The organism is Faecalibacterium gallinarum (genome assembly GCF_022180365.1).
Classification (GTDB): Bacteria; Bacillota; Clostridia; order Oscillospirales; family Ruminococcaceae; genus Faecalibacterium; species Faecalibacterium gallinarum.
Genome location: NZ_BQKV01000066.1, coordinates 1 through 20,022, shown reverse-complemented (window position 1 = coordinate 20,022; position 20,022 = coordinate 1). Strand labels below are relative to the sequence as shown.

Genomic DNA, 20,022 nt, shown 5'->3' with positions numbered 1-20,022 from the left:
TTTGCACAAAATTTAAAATTGTTTTTTGTGAGAAGCTCCGTTGACTCTCAAGTAACTTTACTCTTTATACTATGTTCGTTAATTCACAAGCGAGAACCTTTGTGCACTCGCTTGCAGGGCGCCCACAAATCCTTTTTGAAATCTAAAAAGAAAGGAACACAACACACATGAGCAAGAAAATTTCTCGTAAGAACTTTCTGAAACTGGCTTCTGCCACCGTCATGGGCAGCGTGGCTGCCGGTGCGCTGACCGCCTGCAACAGCGCCAGCAGCTCCACTGCTTCCAGCACTGCCAGCGGCACTTATATCCCCGGTACCTACACCGCCTCCGCCCAGGGCATCGGCGAGGTCAAGGTCACCATGACCTTCGACGCCGAGAAGATCACCGACGTACAGCTGGATGTCTCGGGCGAGACCGCCGGCTACGGCAAGGATGCCGCCGACACGCTGATCCAGCAGGTGCTGGACACCCAGTCCAGCGAGATCGACGGTGTATCCGGCTCCACCGTGACCTCCAACGCCGTCCGCAAGGCCGCTGAGAACTGCATCAACCAGGCCAAGGGCATCGCCTCCGAGTCCACCAACGCCCAGAAGGCCGAGACCGTGGTGCCCGACGGCATGACCGTGGAGGAGGTTGAGTCCTCTGTGGTTGAGCTGGGCGACATCACCCCCGACGAGGTCAAGGACTACGACATCGTGGTCGTGGGCGCAGGCGCTGCGGGCGTGCCCGCCGCCGGCTGGGCCGCCGAGCTGGGCGCTTCCGTCGCGCTGCTCCAGAAGCAGAGCGTCGTGGTCAGCCAGGGCAACTGCGGTTCCGCCATCATCAGCTCCAAGTCCACCCCCGCCGGCAAGAAGATGTGGGTCCACATGACCAACGGCCTGTGCGACTGGCGCGCCGATACCAGCCTGCTGAACGCTTATGTGGAGCACAGCGAAGAAGCTCTGATGTGGTACCTGAACCGTGCCGGTCTGACCGCTGAGACCGAGTACGGCGACGGCAGCAAGGTGGACTCCAACACCGATTCTGCTGCTCTGCTGCACAACGACGAGAAGGGCCTGAACGCCTACATGTGCACCAGCCAGGATATGACCGGCGTCTGGAAGGACCGGATGGATACCTACGATTTCGGTGAGGAGCACTGCTACTTCTTCGCACCCTGGATCGGCCCCAAGCCCAAGAACGTGGGCGACGTGCTGGCCACCGTTCTGGAGAACGTCCAGGCCAAGTGCCCCAACCTGGAGACCTTCTTCTCCACCCCGGCTGTCAAGCTGGTCAAGGAGGGCGATAAGGTCACCGGCGTCATCGGCAAGACCGAGGACGGCAAGTACATCCAGTTCAACGCCGCCAAGGGCGTTATCCTGGCCACCGGCGACTACATGAACAACGAGGCCATGGTCAAGCGCTGGTGCCCCGATGTCCAGGAGTTCGACAAGAAGCAGTTCCAGAAGACCGGTGACGGCCACATCATGGCCATTGCTGCCGGCGCCAAGATGGAGAACCTGGGCCACACCAAGATGATGCACGACTTTGACTCCGGCCTGATGTACGAGGAGCCCTTCCTCTACGTCAACATGGAGGGCAACCGCTTCTGCAACGAGGACACCGGCTTTGTCTACATGGGCAACATCACCAAGTATGTTCCCAAGTACAATGGCGCCAACGTGGACGCCAACCACCCCAACGGTTCCCAGGGCTGGTATTGCCAGATCTACGACAACGACTACATGAGCTACGCCAACGCCCCTGTGCCTGAGGCTGCCATGACCAAGTACATCCCCGGCGCTGTGGAAAACCCCGAGGGCGTCTTCACCAACCTGCTGGATACCTACAAGGCCGACACCCTGGACGAGCTGGCCGAGCTGCTGGACGTCCCCGCCGATGCCCTCAAGGCCAGCGTGGAGCGCTACAACGAGCTGTGCGACAAGGGCGCGGACGAGGACTTCGGCAAGAGCATGAAGTACATGCACAAGATCCAGACCGCACCCTTCTGGGGCATCCGGAAGCACATCCGCGTTTCCTCCATCGACAGCGGCGTCAACACCAACGCCAACGGCCAGGCTCTGGACGCTGAGGGCAATGTCATCGAGGGCCTGTACTGCGTGGGCAACGTGGGCGGTGTCTTCTACGGCGGCGCCGACTATCCCTTCCACCAGACCGGTCTGTCCCTGGGCCGCTGCTACACCTTCGGCATGATCGCCGCCAAGCACGCCCTGGGCCAGCTGTAAGCTGCAATCTTTCGTTTGATTCTGTTCTGATGCAAAAAACGACCCCGGCAGTCAGGCCCCTTTGGGGGCCCGGCCGCCGGGGCCGTTTTTGTTTGGATGGGTCAGTGGGAGAATTCTTCTTCCAGCGCCAGCAGAGCCTCTTTGATTTCCAGCCCGCCGGCATAGCCGGTCAGGCTGCCGTCCGCCCCCACCACCCGGTGGCAGGGGATCAGGATGCCGATGGGGTTGCGGTGGCAGGCGCCCCCCACCGCCCGGCTGGCCCCGGGCCGGCCCAGGGCTGCCGCCAGCTGGCCGTAACTGCGGGTCTCGCCGTAGGGGATGGCCAGCAGCTGCTCCCACACCGCCTGCTGAAAGGCCGTGCCCCGGGGGGCCAGGGGCAGATCAAACTCCCGCCGTACGCCTGCGAAATATTCGCCCAGCTGCTCCTCGGCTTCGGCCAAAAGAGGGGTCTGGCAGACCTTGCGGGGCAGGGGTTCCAGCTCGGGTACCCCTTCGGTCAGAAAATGCACCCCCACCAGGGCGTTACCCTCCTCCTCGAGGCAGAGGGTGCCAAAGGGGCTGTTTGTGTACCAGATGTTCAAAAGAACCGCTTCCTTTCCGGGGGAAATATGCTATACTTAAACCGTTCCGATCCGTTTTCTTTAGGATAACACAAACCGGTTTTTTGGGAAAGGGGCGGTTTTCAGATGATGCAGGCGCTGGAAAAAATACTCGCGCAGAGCAAAAACATTGTTTTCTTCGGCGGGGCAGGGGTCTCCACCGAGTCGGGTATCCCGGATTTCCGCAGTGTGGACGGGCTCTACCATCAGAAATATGACTACCCGCCGGAGATCATCCTCAGCCACACCTTTTGGGAGCGGCAGCCCGAGGAATTCTACCGGTTTTACCGGGATAAGATGATCGTCAAGGGGGCCAAACCCAACCCGGCCCATCTGCGGCTGGCGAAACTGGAGCGGGAGGGCAAACTCAAAGCCGTGGTGACCCAGAACATCGACGGGCTTCACCAGGCGGCGGGGTCGAAAAATGTCTACGAGCTCCACGGCAGCACCCTGCGGAACTACTGCACCCGGTGTGGCGCTTTCTACGATCAGGCGTTTATCGCCAACAGCACCGGGGTGCCCCGCTGCACCGTCTGCGGCGGCATCGTCAAGCCGGACGTGGTCCTCTATGAGGAGGGGCTGGACCCCGAGACCCTTTCGGGGGCGGTGGCGGCCATCCGCCGGGCGGATACCTTAATCATCGGCGGCACCAGCCTGGTGGTCTACCCGGCGGCCGGACTGGTGGATTATTTCCGGGGGGAGCATCTGGTGGTCATCAACATGCAGCCCACCGCGGCCGACCGCCGGGCCGATCTCTGCATTGCCAAACCCATCGGTCAGGTGCTCAGCGAAGAGATCGATCTGGACGCCGAAAAAACCGACTGAACCCGCCGACGGATTTCGCGCCGAAATTCGCCCGGTTTAAGGTAGAATCATCCCTGCGCAGGCCCGGGGAAAGGGCCGCGGAAAATGAAGGGATGATTGCCATGGGAACCATATGTGAGCCGATGATCCGGCAGGCCCGGCGCCTGTCGGCGGAAGAATTTTGCCGTCTGACCCAGCGGGAGGCCTCGGGCCTCTACCGCCCCCGCAGCGAGGTGCTGCGGATGCTGGCGCTGGGGGAGGCGTGGGGGGCCTGTGAGCCGGAGGGCGGGCCGGGTACGGCTCTGACGGTCCTGCCCCTGGGCGCTGATTTAAGTGCTCCGTCGGCCCTGCGGGCGATGATGGGGTGGCGGGCCGCCGGTCACGGGGTGCTGCTGATGCCTCCGGCGGGCCGGCCGGAGGGGCTGCCCCAGGCGCTGGCTGCCGCCCTCGGGCGGGCGGTGCGGCGCAGCCGGGGCGGGCCGGTCTGGGCGGTGCTGGAGTGCACCCCCGAGGCCGAAGATCTGGTGCCGGTGTACTTAGAGCAGGGGTTTGTTCTGCGGGGGATTCGCCCCCTGAATGGCCTGGCCCCCTGCTGGTTGTTTTTGTTTTCGCCCCAGGCGGCCCGGGAAGAAACGGTCTGGGTGCCGCTGGCGGATTGGGCCCGATTGGCCCTCTGGCTGAGCCGGGGCTGGGGCGCGGTGGGCAGCCGCCCGGGTGGGCAGGGCCCCGAGCTGGCCCTCTGCCCGGCCTGAACAAAATAAAGGATTGAAAAAGAGGGGAATGGAAAAATGAAAGCGGTTATTTTGGAAAGCTATGTCATGCAGGAAGGGGATCTGGACTGGTCGGGGGTGTATGCCCTGGTGCCGGACACCACGGCCTATGTCCGCACCGATTACGACCAGATCGCCCAGCGGATCGGGGACGCCGATTTTGTGCTGCTGAATAAATGCCGGATGGACGAGACGACCCTCTCCCAGTGCCCCAACCTGAAATGGGTGGGCATCATTGCCACCGGCACCGATAACCTGGATCTGGAAGCCTGCCGCCGCCATGGGGTGCAGGTGGCCAACGTGCCGGGGTATTCCACTTACAGCGTGGCCCAGATGACCTTCAGCCTGCTTTTAGCGGTCTGCCAGTGTGCCGAGCGGCAGAACCGGGTGGTGCAGGATGGCTACTGGCAGCTGAACGTCCCGGCGGAATACCGGATTCTCCCCCAGGTGGAGCTTTGCGGCAAGACCTTTGGAATCTTCGGGTACGGCAGCATCGGCCGCCAGGCCGGGCGGATCGCCAAAGCCTTCGGGATGCGGGTGCTGGCCTGCACCCGGACGGTCCGGCCCGAGTACGCCGCCGACGGGGTGGAGTTTGTGGACTTTGACACCCTGCTGAAAGAGAGCGATGTCCTCAGCCTCCACACCCCCGCCACCCCCGCCACCCGGGGCGTCATCAGCGCCGCGGCTCTCGAAAAAATCAAGCCCGGCTGCATCCTGGTCAATACGGCCCGGGGCGCTCTGGTGGACGAGGCGGCAGTGGCCGAGGCCCTGAAAAACGGGCGGCTGGGCTTCTACGCGGCGGACGCTTTCGCGGTGGAGCCGCTGCCCGCCGATAGCCCCCTCCGGGGCCTGCCCAATGCCCTGCTGACCCCCCACATCGCCTGGACCACCAAGGAGGCCCTGCAAAAGCTGATGGACATCACCACCCAAAACCTGCGCAGTTTCCTGGCCGGCGCAGGGGAGAACATCGTCAACCGTTGAGGGGGCACCCCATGGCACAGGCAAAGTTTTATTACAAAGACCCGGCGGCACCCCGCCCCAACCGGCCCAATCATATTGGGGTGGCCGTCCTGCTGGAATGGCAGGGGCGATACCTGATGGAATACCGGGCCGACAGCGATTTCTGGTGTTTTATCGGCGGCGGGCTGTGGATTGACGAGACCTTGGCCCGCTGTGCCCAGCGGGAAACCCGGGAGGAAACAGGCATCTGCCTGCCGGAAACTGACTTTCAGTTTGTCCGGCTCTACGACGACCCCTCCCGGATTGCCGCCTATCCGGACGGCAATGTTCTGCGGGTGATTACCGCCCTCTACCGGGTGGCGCTGGCAGAGGAACCGGCTCTTGTTTGCAGCGAGGAATCCCGCGCCCTGCGGTTTTTCGCCCCCCAAGAGCTGGCCGGCCTGCCGGTGGCCCCCACCCACCGGGATATCCTCGGGGATATTTTGGCGGGACGGGTTTAATACAAGACAAGAGCCTCCCCGGCTGTGCAGCCGGGGAGGCTCTTTTGCTGTCCGCCGTGTGGGTGGCCCGGCGGGCAGAGGGGAGGATCAGAGGACATATTGTGCGCACTCAAAGATCTGGGTATCCTCGTCCGGGGCTTCTTCCTCGGTGGCCTGGTCGGTCAGCTGGATGCGGGCCGCGCCGCCGGCCGCCTGGACAGCCCCCTGCTGGGCAGCGGTGCAGCGGACCAGGGCGCAGTTGCTCAGGTAGAGCTGTTCGAGGATTTCGGAGGGTTCCAGGGCCGGGTCAATCTCCACCAGGGCGCAGTTCAAAAGAGAAACTCCGTCGGGGTAGAGGTCCAGCAGGGCCTCGTCCACCTTGACCCGGCTCTTGCAGCTGATGGGGTGGCCGTCCAGCAGGATCACCTCGCCGCCGCAGGCAAAGTCGGGAATGTCGTAGAGGGCGTCGGCCAGGTCGCCGGGCAGGATCACATCCCCCTCTACATGGAGGTATTCCAGGCTGTTCAGCCCTTCCTCGCAGTCGTCCGCCAGGGTCAGGTCCCCGGCGATGTAGAGGTCCTCGCCGTACCGGCCCAGGGAAGCGTCGTTCAGCTCCAGATCGTCCTGGATCACCTGGGTGCCGTCGGGGACGATCTCCAGCTGGGTGGCCTCGTCGAAGAGGGGCGCCAGATCCTTCGCCAGGCCCTCGCTCAGGATGGCGCTGGGGCTGGTGAACCGGGCCCCGGTGGCGGCCAGAGCGCCGCCGTCCAGCTTCTCGTCCACCGCGATGAACTGCTTGGCTGCCCAGTAGAGGCGGCTCTGGGCCCGGTAGAGGAAGTTCCGGTCCAGCACGGTGGTACTCTTGAGGACAACGGCGTGGTCGGGGTAGGAGTAGAGCTTGCCGTTGATGGTGCTCTTGCTGGCCAGGACGGTGGCCAGGGAGGTGGGGCAGTAGGCCGCGCCGTTGAGGGTGATCCCCATATACTGGCGCAGGGCGTCCCCGGCGTCGGGGGTGACGGTCAGGCTGCCGTTGATGATCAGATACTGTTTGCCGTTGGGGGTGTTCTGGCCGGTGAGGGTGGTCTGGCCGTTGATGGTGTTCAGCTGGATGTCGTCCTCCAGATCCAGGGTCTGGGCGCACTGGAGGGTGAAAGGATATTTCGCCAGCAGAGCCCGGGCCCGGGGGTTGGTGATAAGGAGGGCGCTCTGGATGGTGATGTTGTCGTAGGCTGCCAGGGTCTCTTCCTGGGCTTTGCGCAGATCGCAGATCGCAGATTCAATCAACAATTTCATGGCTTATTCCTCCGTCAGATGTTTTTTCAGGGTGTTTCGTGCTTTGAGCAGCCGGGTGCGGATGGTGGCAGGGGGCTGGCCGAAGAGCTGCCCCAGCTCAGCGGCGTTGTAGCCCTCGTCATACCGCAGTTGAAACAGGGCCCGGGCTTCGGGGTCCAGCTGGTTCAGCAGGGCGGCGGTTTCCACCCCGGCCAGGGCGTCGGCCGCCGCCGGGTCGGGGGGGTCGGCCCCGCCGCCGGGGGCCAGCTGGGCCAGCAGCTCCTGTTCCCGGGCCACCCGGCGGGCCTGGTCGCAGAAGAGGTTGTGGGCAGTCTCAAAGAGCCAGGCCTTTTGCTGGCGCAGATTCAGCCCCGCCAAAAGCTCGGCGTGCTGCATCGCCCGGAGAAAGGTCTCCTGGGCCAGGTCCTCGGCCCGGGTCTGGTCCCGGGTCAGGCGGGCGCAGTAGTGAACCAGCCTGTCCCAGAAATTTTCATAGAGTGCCTCCCACATTGGTTTCACCTCCCTGTTGGGCTGCTTCTGTCTGTAAGACGAACGGGGAAGGAAAAGTGTTTTAAAAAATCTGCAAAAAACAAAAAAGCGCAGGCCGCCCGGGCTCGGGCAGTCTGCGCAGGGGAAGATCAGCCGTTCAAAATGCCGCTCTCGGCGATGGCTTTCACCGCCTGGTCAATCTCGGCTACCGGCATGGTCAGGGCGAAACGGACATAGCCCTCGCCCAGAGGGCCGAAGCTGGAGCCCGGGGTGCAAAGCACGCCGCTCTTTTCCACCAGGGCCAGGCAGAAGTCCATGCTGGTCTTGTACTGGGCGGGGATGGGCGCCCAGACGAACATGCTGCCGTGGCTGTTGGGGACATCCCAGCCGATGGAGCGCAGCCCGCCGCAGAGGGCGTCCCGCCGCTGCTGGTAGACGCCGCACTGCTCTTTGACCATGTCCAGAGGGCCGGTCAGGGCGGCGATGGCAGCCTGCTGGATGGGCAGGAACATGCCGAAGTCGATCTGGCCCCGCAGCTTCTTGAAGGCGGCCACCACGTCCCGACGGCCCACCAGGAAGCTGATCCGGGCGCCGGTGACGTTGAAGCTCTTGGACAGGCTGAAGAACTCTACGCCCACATCCTGGGCTCCGGGGGTGTTGAAGAAGCTGTGGCCCTCGGCGCCGTCAAAGATGATGTCGCTGTATGCGTTGTCGTGGATGATGAGGATGTCGTACTTCTTGGCGAAGGCCACCAGCTCGGCGTAGAGCTCGGGGGTGCCCACGCTGCCCACGGGGTTGGCGGGCAGGGAGACGATCATATACTTGGCCCGGCGGGCAACCTCTTCGGGGATATCCGCCACATAGGGCAGGAAGCCGTGCTCCTTGGTCAGGGGGTAGTACCAGGGCTCGGCCCCGGCCAGCTTTGCCCCCGCGATAAAGACGGGGTAGCAGGGATTCGGCAGCAGCACCGTGTCTCCCTCGTCGCAGAGGGCCAGGCCGATGTGGCCGCAGCCCTCCTGGCTGCCGCAGCAGCTGGCCACCTGGTCGGGGGTGATCTCCACCCCGAACCGGCGCTTGTAGTAGGCGCAGACGGCCTCGGTCATCTCGGGCAGGTCCCGCAGGCTGTACTTCCAGTTCTGGGGGTCAGCGGCGGCGTCCAGCAGAGCCTTCTGGATGTGGGGCGCGGGGGCAAAATCCGGCGTGCCCACACTCAGGTTGTAGATTTTGCGCCCGGCAGCTTCCAGCGCCACTTTCTTTTCGTTCAGCGCCGCAAAGATCTCGTCGCCGAACCGGTCCATCCGTTTCGAAAATTCCATGATTCTTTCCCGCTCCTTATGTACAGCCGCCCGCAGGCGGCTTTTTTACAGTCCGAATGTCTGGGCTGGGTTTATTCTAGTATTTTAGCACGTTTGGCCGGGCTTGGCAATCGGGTCAGAGGGTCAGTCGATGGTGGTGGGGGTGCGGCCGATGCCCAGCACCGCCGAGCTGATCTGCTTCCAGCTGCTGCACCCGCAGATGCCGTCTACGCTCAAGCCCGCCTGACGCTGGTAGGCCCGCAGGGCGCTCTCGGTGCGGGAGCCAAAGATGCCGTCGATCTTGGTGCCGGTGGGGTAGCCCAGGGTGGAGAGGGCATCCTGCAAAATCATGACGTAGCATCCTCGGCTGCCCCGGCGGACGGTGGGATAGCCTGCGGTGGTGCCCTGGCAGGCGGGGGTACCGTACCGCCGGTCGAAGTGGACCCAGGTGGGGGTCATGGACAGGGGTTCCACGTATCCCCAGGCCCGGGTCTCCTCTGCTGCGGTGTGGATGGCTTTCCGGTTGGCGCTGGTGGTGTTCTGGCCCACGTCAAAGGCCACGCCGGCGTAATGCTGGCTGCGGGTGCCGTGGCCGCCCTCCCAGATCCGGCGGAAAGCGTACCCCACGCCGATCCCCTTGCCGTACCGGCGGCGGGTCAGGTTCCAGGCCTCCATGGCGGCAATGGTGGTCCAAAGAGTGTTGCTGCCCGATTTGCCGCGAAACTCCCGCACCGTAAGGGTGGTGCCGTAGCTGTAAGGCATGGAGTCGCTCTCTTTGATGTCGGGGTAGGTGTAGATCTTGTCTTCGTAGGCGTCATAAACCAGTAAACGGGGCATAATGGTTCCTCCTCTCAGGGTGGGCGGCTTCAGCAGCCGCAGGGGTTATTCTTGGTGGTGTCGTCGTCCATGCCGGCGGTGTACCGCAGGGCGTTCCAGGTGGGCTGATCCACTGTCCCGGTGGATTGCATGGAATTGTCCAGCTGGAAGGAGCGGATCTTGGCCTCCTCACTGGCGCCGAAAACCGAATTTTCATCCACGAAAGGGACGCCGCAGCTGGCGGCCGCCATCTGGTTGAGCCAAGCCTGAATCATCCGCACGTTATTCCCCGAGCTGCCGGTCTGGACCGCATAGGCCGGGTAATTGGTGCCCTGGTCGGCGTCTGCGTCGGGGTTGGGGGCCTGGGTCAGCAGCTGGAGGCTCAGGGCCTCGGCGGCGGCCCAGGTGTTGGCATCCACTACCCCGGTGACGGGCAGATCCAGCAGCTGCTGGAGGTTGCGGGTGCCGTCGGCCATGGCTTCGGTGTAGATGGGGGTCAGGCCGGGGCTCTCCACCGACTCAAAATAGTAGGCGATTCGGGAGAGCAGCAGGGAATAATAGAGCACTGCGTTGCTCTGGGTGCCCACGGTGAGGGGGGTGCCGGGGTAATCCATCCGGGTGACGGTGATGACCGGGCCGGACTGGCGGAGCACCGAGACCCGGGAATAGAGGGAATCCCAGGTGGCCCGGCCCACGATGCCGTCCACCGTCAGCCCTGCCAGCCGCTGATAGGCTTTGACGGCGGCCTCGGTCTGAGCGCCGAAGATGCCGTCGATGTTCACACTGGGCACCGCGCTGTCGTAGGCGCTCATGATAAAGAGGTAGAATTGCAGCTCCCGCACGGCCCGGCCGGTGGAGCCCAGACGCAGGGTGCCGGGGAACTCGCCCGGGCGCAGGTTGGGGGCCAGCAGGTCGTTTGCGATGGAGTTGTAGACCTCGTACAGTTTGTTCCAGGTGTTCTGGCCCACCACACCGTCGGAGGTCAGCCCGAAGAAGGTCTGGAACCGGCGGACCGCGGCGGTGGTGTTGGCACCATAGATGCCGTCCACCGACACATCGTTCAGGGAGCTGTACACCGTGCGGGCAATCTTGAGCCAGAACTGGATCAGCCGGACATTCTGGCCCCGGTCGCCCTGGCGCAGCGGGGTGCCGGGGTAGGCGTTGGGGGTGCCGTTGTCCGATTGGATGCTGCGGAACTCATCGTAGATGGCCTCCCAGGTCAGCTGACCCACCACGCCGTCGGCGGTCAGACCGTACCGGCGCTGGAACGCCAGAACTGCGGCCCGGGTCCCGGAGCCGTAGACCCCGTCCACCGCCACCGAGGGAATGGAGGAATCGTACTGCGCAATGGTGTTGAGCCAGAACTGCACCTGTTCCACGGCGCTGCCGGTGGAGCCCACCCGCAGCACGGTGCCGCCCCAGGTGCCGTCCGAGAGGGTGCCGTCGGAGGTCTCGCCCTCGCTGGTCAGCTCGGCCAGGTCTTTGACCGAGACGTAGATATAGCTGATCTTATACCAGGTAGAGCGGCCCACCACCCCGTCGGCGGTCAGGCCGAACTGTTTCTGGAACTTTTTCACCGTCTCGGTCATGGCCGGGCCAAAGACGCCGTCCACGGTCAGGGTGCCGAAGGAGGGGTAATCCTTGGCGATCCGGTTGAGCTGCCGCTGGAGGGTAAAGACCGCCGGGCCGCTGTCCCCCTGGCGCAGGGGGCTGCCGGGGTAACTCTCGGGGATGGCCGCAATGTTGGAGGTGCGGACAATCTCGATGTCGTTGCCGTAGTAGTATTTCAGGATCTGGAGGGCATTCAGACCGGCGTTGGCCCGGTCCACCGTGCCCCACTGCTTCATTCCCGAGCAGGTGACCTGTTTGCCGTCGCAGTAGGAGGTAAAATAGGGGTTGACGGTGCCCAGTTTCCGGACATAGGTGTTGAAGATATCCTCCGTCAGCCGGACCATGATGTCAAAGACCGTTCGGCCGTGGACATAATACTGGTCGTAGCTGGTGGAGTTGGTGATGTCGAAGTTGTAGCCCTTGCTGGGATACCACTCGGTGTAGATCCGGTTCAGGGTCAGAGAGATCTGGGCGTGGATGTTGGCCCGGATGGCCTGTTCCGGCCAGGTGGGGTAAACCTCACTCGAGGCCACATTGGCGATGTAGTTCTGGAAGGATACGGTCACGTTTTGGGCCGAGGCGGCGGGTTTGCCCAGGTGGACGGTGATGGTCTTGGGGATCACCACAGAGGTCAGGACCGCCGGGTCGATGCAGTCGTCCACCGGGGGGATGCCGCTGCCGCCGTCCCCTGCAAACAGGGAGTGGATGGGGATTTTTACATTCTCGGCCGCTGCGGGGCTGACGCCGTCCACAACGGGGATCATTTCCAGCTGGGCCAGGGTGACCTGACCGGGGAAGATCTGTACCCCCTCAATGGTGACGGTGCGGTAACCGGGCTTGGTGGCCACCAGGGTACAGGTGGCATAGGGCAGGACGGTGGTGTTGTTTTCGTCCAGAGAATATTCCAGCGCGGGGGTCTCGATCTCCAGGTCTGCGGTGTTGCCCATTTCATCGGTCAGGCGGCTGGCATTGAAATTGCTGCCTGTGACGACGACACTCACCTCAGACACCGGGGCGGACTGGCGGGCTGCAAAGCTCTGGATGCGTAAAATTCCAGTTGCCATAGGTGCGATGCTCCTTTACAAGTAAAAGTGGGTCTGCCTCACTGTATTCGGTTTCGGCGGGGGATGACACTCCCACCCTGTTCCGACGCTGTTTTTTGGGGTTCCAGGGTTGGCTTTTCCGGCCGCAGCGTGTATACTGGTGTCAGATACAGGCCGCACCGGCGGCATAAAAATCAGAATAAAAAAGGAGCGACAGCTATGCAGGCAACCATTCACAACGAATTTCTGACCCTGACGGTGGACACCCACGGCGCCGAGGCGGTCAGCCTGAAAAACGCAGCGGGGGAGGAGATGCTCTGGCAGGCCGACCCGGCCGTCTGGGGCCGCCATGCCCCCATCCTCTTCCCCTGGACCGGCAAACTCACCGGCGGGGCTTTCACCTACGGGGGCAAGACCTACCAGGGCGGCCAGCACGGGTTTGCACGGGATCTGGAGCATACCCTGATCAAAGCCGAGGGAGACACCATCCAGCTGGAACTGCGCAGCGACGAGGCGATGAAAGCCGAGCGGTTCCCCTTTGATTTTGTTCTGACCAGCACCTTCCGCCTGGAGGGCAAGACCGTCCACCACACCCTCAAGGTGGAGAACCCCGGCGCCGGGGAACTGCGGTTCGGCATCGGGTATCACCCGGCCTTCAACATCCCCTTCGACGCCCAGCACACCACCACCGACTACGAGTTCCGGTTTGACCGGCCCGAAAGCCCGGTGATTCTGGACGCCCGGCCCAACGGCCTCTTGTCGGGCAAGTGCTATTATCAGTGGAAGAATGCGGCCAGCATCCCTCTGGAGGACAAGATGTTTGCCAATGACAGTTTCTGCATGGCGGGCCTGCGCTCGGCGACCCTGGGCATCTATGAGAAGGATACCGGCCGGAACATCACCTGCAACATTGAGGGCTACCCCTATACCCTGATCTGGAGCACGGCCAGCGAGAAGATCCATTTTGTCTGCATCGAGCCCTGGCACAGCCTGCCCGGGGCCGTCACCGATCCCCAGGACTGGGACGAGCGGGCCGCTGCCGCTGTGCTGGCCCCGGGCGAGAGCTGGGCCACCACCCTGTCCACCACCTTTGATCGATGAGCCTGCGGGCCTTTGCTGCCACCCACCGCGCCGCCCTGTGGGGGCTTGCCGCCGGGGCGGCGGCTTTGGGGGTGTTCTGGCTGGCCCGATCCCACCGCCCAGCCATGGATTTCTGGGTGGAGCGGGTCTCCATGCCGGTAAAACGAGGGCTTTCCGCTTTGGCGGATCCTCTGCCCTTCAGCCTCTGTGAGGCTGGGGTGACGGTGCTGATCGCCGGGGCCTTGGTGCTGCTGATCCGGGCCATCTGGCTGTCCGCCCACGGCCAACCCGCTGCCCTGGGGGCCTGGGGACTTCATCTGGCGGTTCTGCTGCTCTGGATCTATGTGGGGGTCTGCGCCCTCTGGGGCACTCAGTACTATGCAGCCTCTTTCGCCGAGAAAGCCGGGATGGATGTCCCTGGGGTACGGGTGGAACAGCTGACGGCAGTCACCGCGTATTTTGGCGCCCAGGCTGCGGCCTGTGCCGATTCCGTCCCACGGGATGGGGAAGGCTGCTTTGCCGTGAGCCGGGAGGAAATCCTCGCCCAGACCGAGGGGCTTTACGACAGCCTTTTGGAGCGGTGGCCCTTTTTGGAAGGGCCGGAGCGCCGGGCCAAGCCCGCCTTTTATTCCAAGCTGATGAGCGCCTGGGGCTTTACCGGGTATCTCTGCCCCCTGACCGGGGAGAGTACCCTCAACGTGGACAGCCCCGAGGTGTTTCTGCCGGTGACCATCGCCCACGAGTTTGCCCACCAGCGGGGCGTTGCCGCCGAACAGGAGGCGAATTTCGCAGGGATTATGGCTTCCATCACCAGCGGGAAAGCCGCCTATGTCTATTCCGGCTGGCTGGAGGGCTATATCTATCTTTCCAATGCCCTCTACCGGGTGGAACCCGAGGCCTCTGCGGCCAGCATGGCGGCTCTGCCTGTGGAGGTTCGGGCCGACCTGGCGAAAAACAACGCCTATTGGGCCAGCTGGTCGGGCCCCATCCGGGAAACCGGCGAAAAGGTCTATACCGCCTTTCTCGAGAGCTACGGCCAGACGCTCGGGATGCAGAGCTACGGCGCCTGTGTGGATCTGCTGGTGGAAGAATTCTGGCCGGTGGCCCAGGGCTGATATTTTAAGAAAAAGCAAAAGAGCCGCTGCAAAATTGCAGCGGCTCTTGCTCTTTATCGGGAGATGGGATCAGTAGCCCAAAGCCCGGATGACCGGGATCATCTGTTCGCTGATGTAGGCGTGACCCGAGGCGGTGGGGTGTGCGCTGAGGTTGTATCTGGTGTTGGGGGTGGGAATGTAAATGACATCCTTCTCCTTGGCCAGCTCCTCGGCAAAGGCGTTCATCTCCTTAAAATAATTGCGCATATTGGGCAGGAGGGGCAGGGGATTGGCATAGCCCAGCAGGAGGATCTCCACGTCGGGGTTCAGCTCCCGGATGGTGTCGATGATCTGAGGCAGATTCTGCCGGGTGGCGTTCAGACCATCCTGGGTAGCCGGGGAGATCTCACCGATGATCAGACGGCACAGCTCCTGGAATTCCAGCCAGGACAGGCGGATCCCTTTCAGGCTATCCAGTACCATCCCGGCGGTTTCCTCATTGAGGACGCTCAACGTTCCGCTCTGGATCACTCCCAAGAACTCGTCCAGCTTGGGATTTATATTCTGGAACAGGGTCATCTGATACGGAATAAGGGCATCGTTCAGACCAATCTCCAGGCTGATGAGGTCGGCTTTTTTCACATATTCCCGGATCTCGGGGTGAGAGTAGGGGAACAGGTGGTCCGAAGAGCCGGTTTGCAGCACCTCCAGCAGCGTCTGACTGCCCGCTCCGGGCAGGCCCAGGTTGAGGGCCTGTTCCCGGCTCCAGCCGAACTCGTCGGCAATCAGCGCTGTATAACACAGGGAGGAATAATTCTGGAAGTTGTTGCCCATCTCATAATGGAGCCCGTCCAGATATTCAAACCCGGCGTCCGGCAGACCGAACCCGGCCGCGATGCTGTCGCCCAGAGACAGGTAGAGGAAATCCTCCTCTCCTTCTGCCGCCAGGGCGGCGGTGGGCAGACAGACAACGGCCAGAATCAGGGCAAGAATAAAGCTCAGACAACGCTTTTTCATCAGTCGGTCCTCTCTTGATTCAATTCAGCGGGGGATAGAATGGTTTAGTAGGCGATGCCCCAGTAAACCATGGTCTTGGCGGGTTTGCCGCAGATGGGGCAGACATCGCTCAGATGCTCCTGCTCGAAGGGCATGCACCGGCTGGAGAGGCCGGCCTCTTCCTTCATCTTCAGCTCGCACTCCAGCTCGCCGCACCACATGGTCTTGATGTAGCCGGTGTTGGCCTTGGCCAGCTCCTTGACCTCGTCGAAGGTGGTGGCAGCCCAGGTGCGCTTGTTGCGGTTTTCGAGGGCGCGCTGGTACAGGTCCCGGGTCAGGGCCTCCAGCTGCTGGGGGATGGCGGTCTCCAGCTCGTCCAGGGAGACAAAGACCTTCTCGCGGGTGTCGCGGCGGACCAGGACGCACTGGTTCTTCTCCATGTCCTTGGGGCCCAGCTCCAGCCGCAGGGGCACGCCCTTCATCTCCCACTGGCTGAACTTCCAGCCGGGGGCGTTGTCCGAGTCGTCCAGCTTGACCCGGGCGAACTTGGAGATCCGCTGGGCCAGCTCGGCGGCCTTCTCAGAGACGCCGGGCTTGTGGGCGGCGATGGGCACTACCACCACCTGGAAGGGGGCGATGGCCGGGGGCAGAATCAGGCCGTCGTCGTCGCCGTGGGCCATGATGATGGCGCCCACCAGACGGGTGGAGACGCCCCAGCTGGTCTGGAACGGATAGTGCAGCTGGTTGTCCCGGCCGGTGAAGGTCACGTCGTAGGCGCGGCTGAACTTGTCGCCGAAGTAGTGGCTGGTGCCGCTCTGCAGGGCCTTGCCGTCCTTCATCATCGCCTCGATGGTGTAGGTGGCGTCGGCGCCGGCGAACTTCTCCTTGTCGGTCTTGCGGCCCTTCACCACGGGGATGGCCAGATCCTGCTCGCAGAAGTCCGCGTAGCAGTTCAGCTGGGCCTGGGTCTCGGCCTCGGCCTCAGCGGCGGTCTCGTGGATGGTGTGGCCCTCCTGCCACCAGAACTCGCGGCTCCGCAGGAAGGGACGGGTGGTCTTCTCCCAGCGGATGACGCTGCACCACTGGTTGTATTTCATGGGCAGTTCGCGGTAGCTGTGCAGCACGCGGGACCAGTGATCGCAGAACATGGTCTCGCTGGTGGGGCGGACCGCCAGCCGCTCCTCCAGTTTCTCGCTGCCGCCCATCGTGACCCACGCCACCTCCGGCGCGAAGCCGTTGACCAGCTCGCCCTCCTTGGCCAGCAGGTTCTCGGGGATCAGCACAGGCATGGCCACGTTCTCGTGGCCGGTGGCCTTAAACCGTGCGTCCAGATTCTTCTGGATGTTCTCCCAGATGGCCTGACCATAGGGGCGCAGGATCATGAAGCCCTTGACGCTGGAATACTCCACCAGCTCTGCCTTGAGGCAGATGTCGGTGTACCACTGCGCAAAGTTCTCCTCCTGGCTGGTGATGGCCTGCACAAGCTTCTTGTTGTCTTTTCCCATTTTTGTTATATCCTCCTTAGGCCGTACGCCAAACGAAAACCGTTCCGCACGAACCAAAATAAAAAGCCCTGCGCCAAACGCCGCCCAGTGCTGCGCCCGCATGCAGGAGCCTTTTTGCATAAAACATACCGCCGCGCCCCGTTTGCCTCTCAAACGCCGGACGGGGCGGCAGAGCCGGTTTTAGTCTCTATGGCTCTCCACAAACTGGACCACGTCGCCCACAGTGTGCAGGCTCTCGATGGCCTCGTCGGGCACTTCGATGCCGAACTCGTCCTCCAGGGTCATGATCATGTCCACGATATCCAGGCTGTCGGCCTCAAAATCGGTCATGATGTCGCTGTCCATCTCGATCTTCTCGGGGTCGATGTCGAGCTGTTCTGCCAGCAGAGCACGAATCTTTTCGAATGTATCCATAGTATGGGTCTCTCCTTTATGTCTTTCTGTCTTTTCTGTATGCTGCGGCCGGGCCCATCTGCACACAGAAATCTCTTCTTTTTTTATATCCTATGGTACCCGCATTGTCAAGCCCTGTTTTGCAAACATTTCCTGCTTTTTGGCGCCGGCCGCCGGCCGGGTCTGGCCCGGAGGAAAATTCCCCAAAACGGGGCTTGCCGCTTGTCAGAAGCCGGTTTGCTGATTATAATAAGAAAGAGGTTCCAAACCCGGGCCGGAGGGCGCTGTGCCCCGGCCGCAGCGAGAGGAGTTTTGGCAATGAAACTTTCCTTTACTAAGATGCACGGCTGTGCAAACGACTATATTTATCTGGACTGCCGGACCACCGGCCTGCCCCAGAACATCGAGGCCCTGGCCCGGAAACTTTCGGCCCGGCGGTTTTCCATCGGCGGAGACGGCATCATCTGCATCTGCGCCCCCCAGACCCCCGGCGCCGATGCCACCATGCGGATCTTTAACGCCGACGGCAGCGAGGGCAAGATGTGCGGCAACGGCATCCGCTGTGTGGCCCAGTGGCTGCGGGAGCACGAGGCTTCCTGCGCCGCCAAAGACCCGCTGACTATTGATACCCTCAGCGGGCCCAAGGTGCTGCGATATCAGGGCGGGGGCAGCTGGCAGGTGGATATGGGCCGGTACAGCGCCATGGCGGCGGATCTGCCCGCCGTCAACATGGGGCCTGGCCCCCTGGTGCGCTACCCTCTGGCGGTGGCGGATCACTCCTGGGAGGTCACCTGCATTAGTGTGGGCAACCCCCACTGCGTCACCGTGGTGGAGGATGTGGACGCCCTGGATCTGGAAAAGATCGGCCCCGCCTTTGAGAAACACGAGAACTTCCCCGAGCAGATCAACACCGAGTTTGTCCAGCAGCTGGACCCCACCCACCTGAAAATGCGGGTGTGGGAGCGGGGCAGCGGCGAGACCTGGGCCTGCGGCACCGGCACCTGCGCCACCGTGGCGGCCATGACCGAGCTGGGCCTCTGCCCGGCGGGCCAGGACATTCATGTGGCGCTGCGGGGCGGCGAACTGATCATCAAGATCGGCCCGGACCACGAGGTTACCATGACCGGCCCCACCCAGACCGTCTGCGAGGGTGTGACCGAAGTATAAATTCTGCCGCCCGGAATGCGGCCAACCAAAAACAAATGAGAGAGGGAAACTACTATGAAGATGAACCGGCATTACGACGAGCTGAAGGCCAGCTACCTGTTCGTGGAGATCAACCACAAGATCGCGGCCTTCCAGGAGACCCACCCCGACCAGGAGATCATTCGCCTGGGCATCGGCGATGTGACCCAGCCCCTGGCCAAGTGCGTGGTGGAGGCCATGCACGCCGCTGTGGACGAGATGGGCACCAAGGCGGGCTTCCACGGCTACGGCCCCGAGCAGGGCTACGGCTTTTTGAAGGATGCCATCCAGGGCTACTACGCCGGCCGCGGCACCAAGATCGAGTCGGATGAAATTTTCATCAGCGACGGCGCCAAGAGCGACCTGGCCAACGTGCTGGGCCTCTTCGACACCGACAACACCGTCCTGGTTCCGGACCCCGTCTATCCCACCTATGTGGACGACAACGTCACCGACGGCCGCAAGATCGTCTACGCCAAGACCAGCCAGGAGAACGGCTTCCTGGCCATGCCGGACGAGAGCGTGAAGGCTGACATCATCTATATTTGCAGCCCCAACAACCCCACCGGCGCCGCTTACACCCGCGAGCAGCTGGCCCAGTGGGTGGCCTACGCCAAGGCCAACAACGCCATCATCCTCTACGATGCTGCCTACGAGTGCTTTGTCTCCGACGAGCACCTGGCCCGCAGCATCTTCGAGGTGGAGGGCGCTCGGGAGTGTGCCATTGAGATCTGCTCCTTCTCCAAGATTGCAGGCTTCACCGGCACCCGCTGCGGCTACACCGTGGTGCCCCGGGAGCTGGAGCGGGACGGCATGAGCCTGAATAAGCTCTGGCTCCGCCGCCAGACCACCAAGTTCAACGGCGTGCCCTATATCGTCCAGCGCGGCGCTGCCGCTGTCTTCACCGAGAGCGGCATGAAGGAGATCCAGGCCAACCTGGACTATTACCGCCAGAACGCCAAGGTCCTGGCCGATATGCTGGATGAGTGCGGCGTCTGGTACTGCGGCGGCAAGAACAGCCCCTATATCTGGCTGCGCTGCCCCGGTGAGATGAAGAGTTGGGAGTTCTTTGACTGGCTGCTGGAGAACTGCGGCGTCGTGGGCACCCCCGGCGTGGGCTTCGGCGAGTGCGGCGAGGGTTACTTCCGTCTGACCGCCTTCGGCGATGCCGAAAAGACCAAGGTGGCCGCCGCCCGGATCAAGGCAGCCATCCAGGCCCTGAACAAGTAATAAATCGCTATAAAACAGCAGCGCCCCGGTTTGAAGTGACCCCAAAAAGTTAGACAATATTTGAAAGCAAACATTGTTTAAGCAGCCGAAAGGGCTTGTTGTCTGTGAATAGCAGGCGGCAAGCCCTTTAGTTTTGTCTTAATTCTGCGGTTGTTGTAATACTCAAGATAATTCAC

General features: G+C 62.6%; 19 protein-coding genes. 9 read left to right on the top strand and 10 right to left on the bottom strand.

All coding sequences use genetic code 11. The features are described 5' to 3' along the window. The first annotated feature begins 167 nt into the window (after positions 1-167). Positions 168-2,225 carry an FAD-binding protein gene (locus JCM17207_RS09470; protein ID WP_238317423.1) on the top strand — a complete coding sequence of 686 codons (2,058 nt, stop codon included), beginning with the start codon at positions 168-170 and terminating at the stop codon, positions 2,223-2,225. Positions 2,226-2,326: 101 nt separating this feature from the next. Here the strand turns inward: JCM17207_RS09470 and JCM17207_RS09465 are convergent, their stop codons facing one another. Next, complete coding sequence (locus JCM17207_RS09465; protein WP_238317422.1) at positions 2,327-2,806, bottom strand: methylated-DNA--[protein]-cysteine S-methyltransferase; 480 nt, start codon at positions 2,804-2,806, stop codon at positions 2,327-2,329. Positions 2,807-2,911: 105 nt separating this feature from the next. On the opposite strand from JCM17207_RS09465, the gene JCM17207_RS09460 reads away from it, so the two are divergent. From JCM17207_RS09460 to JCM17207_RS09445, 4 genes are all read left to right on the top strand, one after another. Beyond that, a complete protein-coding gene (locus tag JCM17207_RS09460; protein WP_238317421.1) occupies positions 2,912-3,649 on the top strand; it encodes an NAD-dependent protein deacylase in 738 nt (245 codons plus the stop codon). 101 nt (positions 3,650-3,750) lie between these two features. Then, the gene (locus tag JCM17207_RS09455; RefSeq protein WP_238317420.1) at positions 3,751-4,380 is read left to right on the top strand and encodes a hypothetical protein; all 630 of its coding nucleotides are present in this window, start codon (positions 3,751-3,753) and stop codon (positions 4,378-4,380) included. 36 nt (positions 4,381-4,416) lie between these two features. Next, positions 4,417-5,379 (top strand): D-2-hydroxyacid dehydrogenase, encoded by a 963-nt coding sequence (locus tag JCM17207_RS09450; protein WP_238317419.1) that lies wholly within the window; start codon positions 4,417-4,419, stop codon positions 5,377-5,379. A gap of 11 nt (positions 5,380-5,390) precedes the next feature. Further along, complete coding sequence (locus tag JCM17207_RS09445) at positions 5,391-5,858, top strand: NUDIX domain-containing protein (RefSeq protein ID WP_238317418.1); 468 nt, start codon at positions 5,391-5,393, stop codon at positions 5,856-5,858. Between the two features lie 87 nt (positions 5,859-5,945). Here JCM17207_RS09445 and JCM17207_RS09440 read toward each other — a convergent pair whose 3' ends face one another. From JCM17207_RS09440 to JCM17207_RS09420, 5 genes are all read right to left on the bottom strand, one after another. After that, positions 5,946-7,130 carry a hypothetical protein gene (locus tag JCM17207_RS09440; protein ID WP_238317417.1) on the bottom strand — a complete coding sequence of 395 codons (1,185 nt, stop codon included), beginning with the start codon at positions 7,128-7,130 and terminating at the stop codon, positions 5,946-5,948. A 3-nt stretch (positions 7,131-7,133) separates the two neighbouring features. Further along, complete coding sequence (locus JCM17207_RS09435) at positions 7,134-7,619, bottom strand: RNA polymerase sigma factor (RefSeq protein ID WP_238317416.1); 486 nt, start codon at positions 7,617-7,619, stop codon at positions 7,134-7,136. Between the two features lie 128 nt (positions 7,620-7,747). Beyond that, a complete protein-coding gene (locus tag JCM17207_RS09430) occupies positions 7,748-8,914 on the bottom strand; it encodes a pyridoxal phosphate-dependent aminotransferase (protein WP_238317415.1) in 1,167 nt (388 codons plus the stop codon). A 123-nt stretch (positions 8,915-9,037) separates the two neighbouring features. Beyond that, positions 9,038-9,730: a peptidoglycan-binding domain-containing protein gene (locus JCM17207_RS09425; protein ID WP_238317414.1), complete on the bottom strand. Its 693-nt coding sequence runs from the start codon at positions 9,728-9,730 to the stop codon at positions 9,038-9,040. Positions 9,731-9,759: 29 nt separating this feature from the next. After that, a complete protein-coding gene (locus tag JCM17207_RS09420; protein WP_238317413.1) occupies positions 9,760-12,384 on the bottom strand; it encodes a peptidoglycan-binding protein in 2,625 nt (874 codons plus the stop codon). Positions 12,385-12,582: 198 nt separating this feature from the next. On the opposite strand from JCM17207_RS09420, the gene JCM17207_RS09415 reads away from it, so the two are divergent. Together JCM17207_RS09415 and JCM17207_RS09410 are read left to right on the top strand one after the other, a co-directional pair. After that, positions 12,583-13,464, top strand: a complete 882-nt coding sequence (locus JCM17207_RS09415; RefSeq protein WP_238317412.1) for an aldose 1-epimerase family protein — start codon at positions 12,583-12,585, stop codon at positions 13,462-13,464. Next, positions 13,461-14,558, top strand: coding sequence for a DUF3810 domain-containing protein (locus JCM17207_RS09410; RefSeq protein ID WP_238317411.1), 1,098 nt, complete (start codon positions 13,461-13,463; stop codon positions 14,556-14,558). The genes JCM17207_RS09415 and JCM17207_RS09410 overlap by 4 nt, the downstream gene beginning before the upstream one ends. Positions 14,559-14,627: 69 nt before the next feature. On the opposite strand, the gene JCM17207_RS09405 is transcribed toward JCM17207_RS09410, so the two are convergent. From JCM17207_RS09405 to acpP, 3 genes are all read right to left on the bottom strand, one after another. Beyond that, a complete protein-coding gene (locus JCM17207_RS09405) occupies positions 14,628-15,554 on the bottom strand; it encodes an SGNH/GDSL hydrolase family protein (RefSeq protein ID WP_238317410.1) in 927 nt (308 codons plus the stop codon). 44 nt (positions 15,555-15,598) lie between these two features. Next, positions 15,599-17,038: a proline--tRNA ligase gene (gene proS, locus JCM17207_RS09400; protein ID WP_238317409.1), complete on the bottom strand. Its 1,440-nt coding sequence runs from the start codon at positions 17,036-17,038 to the stop codon at positions 15,599-15,601. Between the two features lie 180 nt (positions 17,039-17,218). Beyond that, on the bottom strand, positions 17,219-17,452 hold the full coding sequence (gene acpP / locus JCM17207_RS09395) for an acyl carrier protein (RefSeq protein ID WP_238317408.1): 234 nt from the start codon (positions 17,450-17,452) through the stop codon (positions 17,219-17,221). A 297-nt stretch (positions 17,453-17,749) separates the two neighbouring features. Here acpP and dapF point away from each other — a divergent pair, with 297 nt between their 5' ends. Continuing rightward, positions 17,750-18,598, top strand: coding sequence for a diaminopimelate epimerase (gene dapF / locus JCM17207_RS09390; protein ID WP_238317407.1), 849 nt, complete (start codon positions 17,750-17,752; stop codon positions 18,596-18,598). A 54-nt stretch (positions 18,599-18,652) separates the two neighbouring features. After that, complete coding sequence (locus JCM17207_RS09385) at positions 18,653-19,846, top strand: LL-diaminopimelate aminotransferase (protein WP_238317406.1); 1,194 nt, start codon at positions 18,653-18,655, stop codon at positions 19,844-19,846. A 77-nt stretch (positions 19,847-19,923) separates the two neighbouring features. On the opposite strand, the gene JCM17207_RS09380 is transcribed toward JCM17207_RS09385, so the two are convergent. After that, a partial coding sequence (locus tag JCM17207_RS09380; protein WP_238316351.1) for an IS3 family transposase occupies positions 19,924-20,022 on the bottom strand: 99 nt, incomplete at its 5' end.

What these genes read in the sequence shown, in the direction of transcription:
- JCM17207_RS09415 (WP_238317412.1), top strand. Translation starts at nt 12,583, where the DNA reads ATGCAGGCAACCATTCACAACGAATTTCTGACCCTGACGGTGGACACC.
- JCM17207_RS09440 (WP_238317417.1), bottom strand. Translation starts at nt 7,130, where the DNA reads ATGAAATTGTTGATTGAATCTGCGATCTGCGATCTGCGCAAAGCCCAG.
- JCM17207_RS09450 (WP_238317419.1), top strand. Translation starts at nt 4,417, where the DNA reads ATGAAAGCGGTTATTTTGGAAAGCTATGTCATGCAGGAAGGGGATCTG.
- JCM17207_RS09435 (WP_238317416.1), bottom strand. Translation starts at nt 7,619, where the DNA reads ATGTGGGAGGCACTCTATGAAAATTTCTGGGACAGGCTGGTTCACTAC.
- acpP (WP_238317408.1), bottom strand. Translation starts at nt 17,452, where the DNA reads ATGGATACATTCGAAAAGATTCGTGCTCTGCTGGCAGAACAGCTCGAC.
- JCM17207_RS09460 (WP_238317421.1), top strand. Translation starts at nt 2,912, where the DNA reads ATGATGCAGGCGCTGGAAAAAATACTCGCGCAGAGCAAAAACATTGTT.
- JCM17207_RS09410 (WP_238317411.1), top strand. Translation starts at nt 13,461, where the DNA reads ATGAGCCTGCGGGCCTTTGCTGCCACCCACCGCGCCGCCCTGTGGGGG.
- JCM17207_RS09420 (WP_238317413.1), bottom strand. Translation starts at nt 12,384, where the DNA reads ATGGCAACTGGAATTTTACGCATCCAGAGCTTTGCAGCCCGCCAGTCC.
- dapF (WP_238317407.1), top strand. Translation starts at nt 17,750, where the DNA reads ATGAAACTTTCCTTTACTAAGATGCACGGCTGTGCAAACGACTATATT.
- JCM17207_RS09425 (WP_238317414.1), bottom strand. Translation starts at nt 9,730, where the DNA reads ATGCCCCGTTTACTGGTTTATGACGCCTACGAAGACAAGATCTACACC.
- JCM17207_RS09445 (WP_238317418.1), top strand. Translation starts at nt 5,391, where the DNA reads ATGGCACAGGCAAAGTTTTATTACAAAGACCCGGCGGCACCCCGCCCC.
- JCM17207_RS09455 (WP_238317420.1), top strand. Translation starts at nt 3,751, where the DNA reads ATGGGAACCATATGTGAGCCGATGATCCGGCAGGCCCGGCGCCTGTCG.
- JCM17207_RS09385 (WP_238317406.1), top strand. Translation starts at nt 18,653, where the DNA reads ATGAAGATGAACCGGCATTACGACGAGCTGAAGGCCAGCTACCTGTTC.
- JCM17207_RS09470 (WP_238317423.1), top strand. Translation starts at nt 168, where the DNA reads ATGAGCAAGAAAATTTCTCGTAAGAACTTTCTGAAACTGGCTTCTGCC.
- JCM17207_RS09405 (WP_238317410.1), bottom strand. Translation starts at nt 15,554, where the DNA reads ATGAAAAAGCGTTGTCTGAGCTTTATTCTTGCCCTGATTCTGGCCGTT.
- proS (WP_238317409.1), bottom strand. Translation starts at nt 17,038, where the DNA reads ATGGGAAAAGACAACAAGAAGCTTGTGCAGGCCATCACCAGCCAGGAG.
- JCM17207_RS09430 (WP_238317415.1), bottom strand. Translation starts at nt 8,914, where the DNA reads ATGGAATTTTCGAAACGGATGGACCGGTTCGGCGACGAGATCTTTGCG.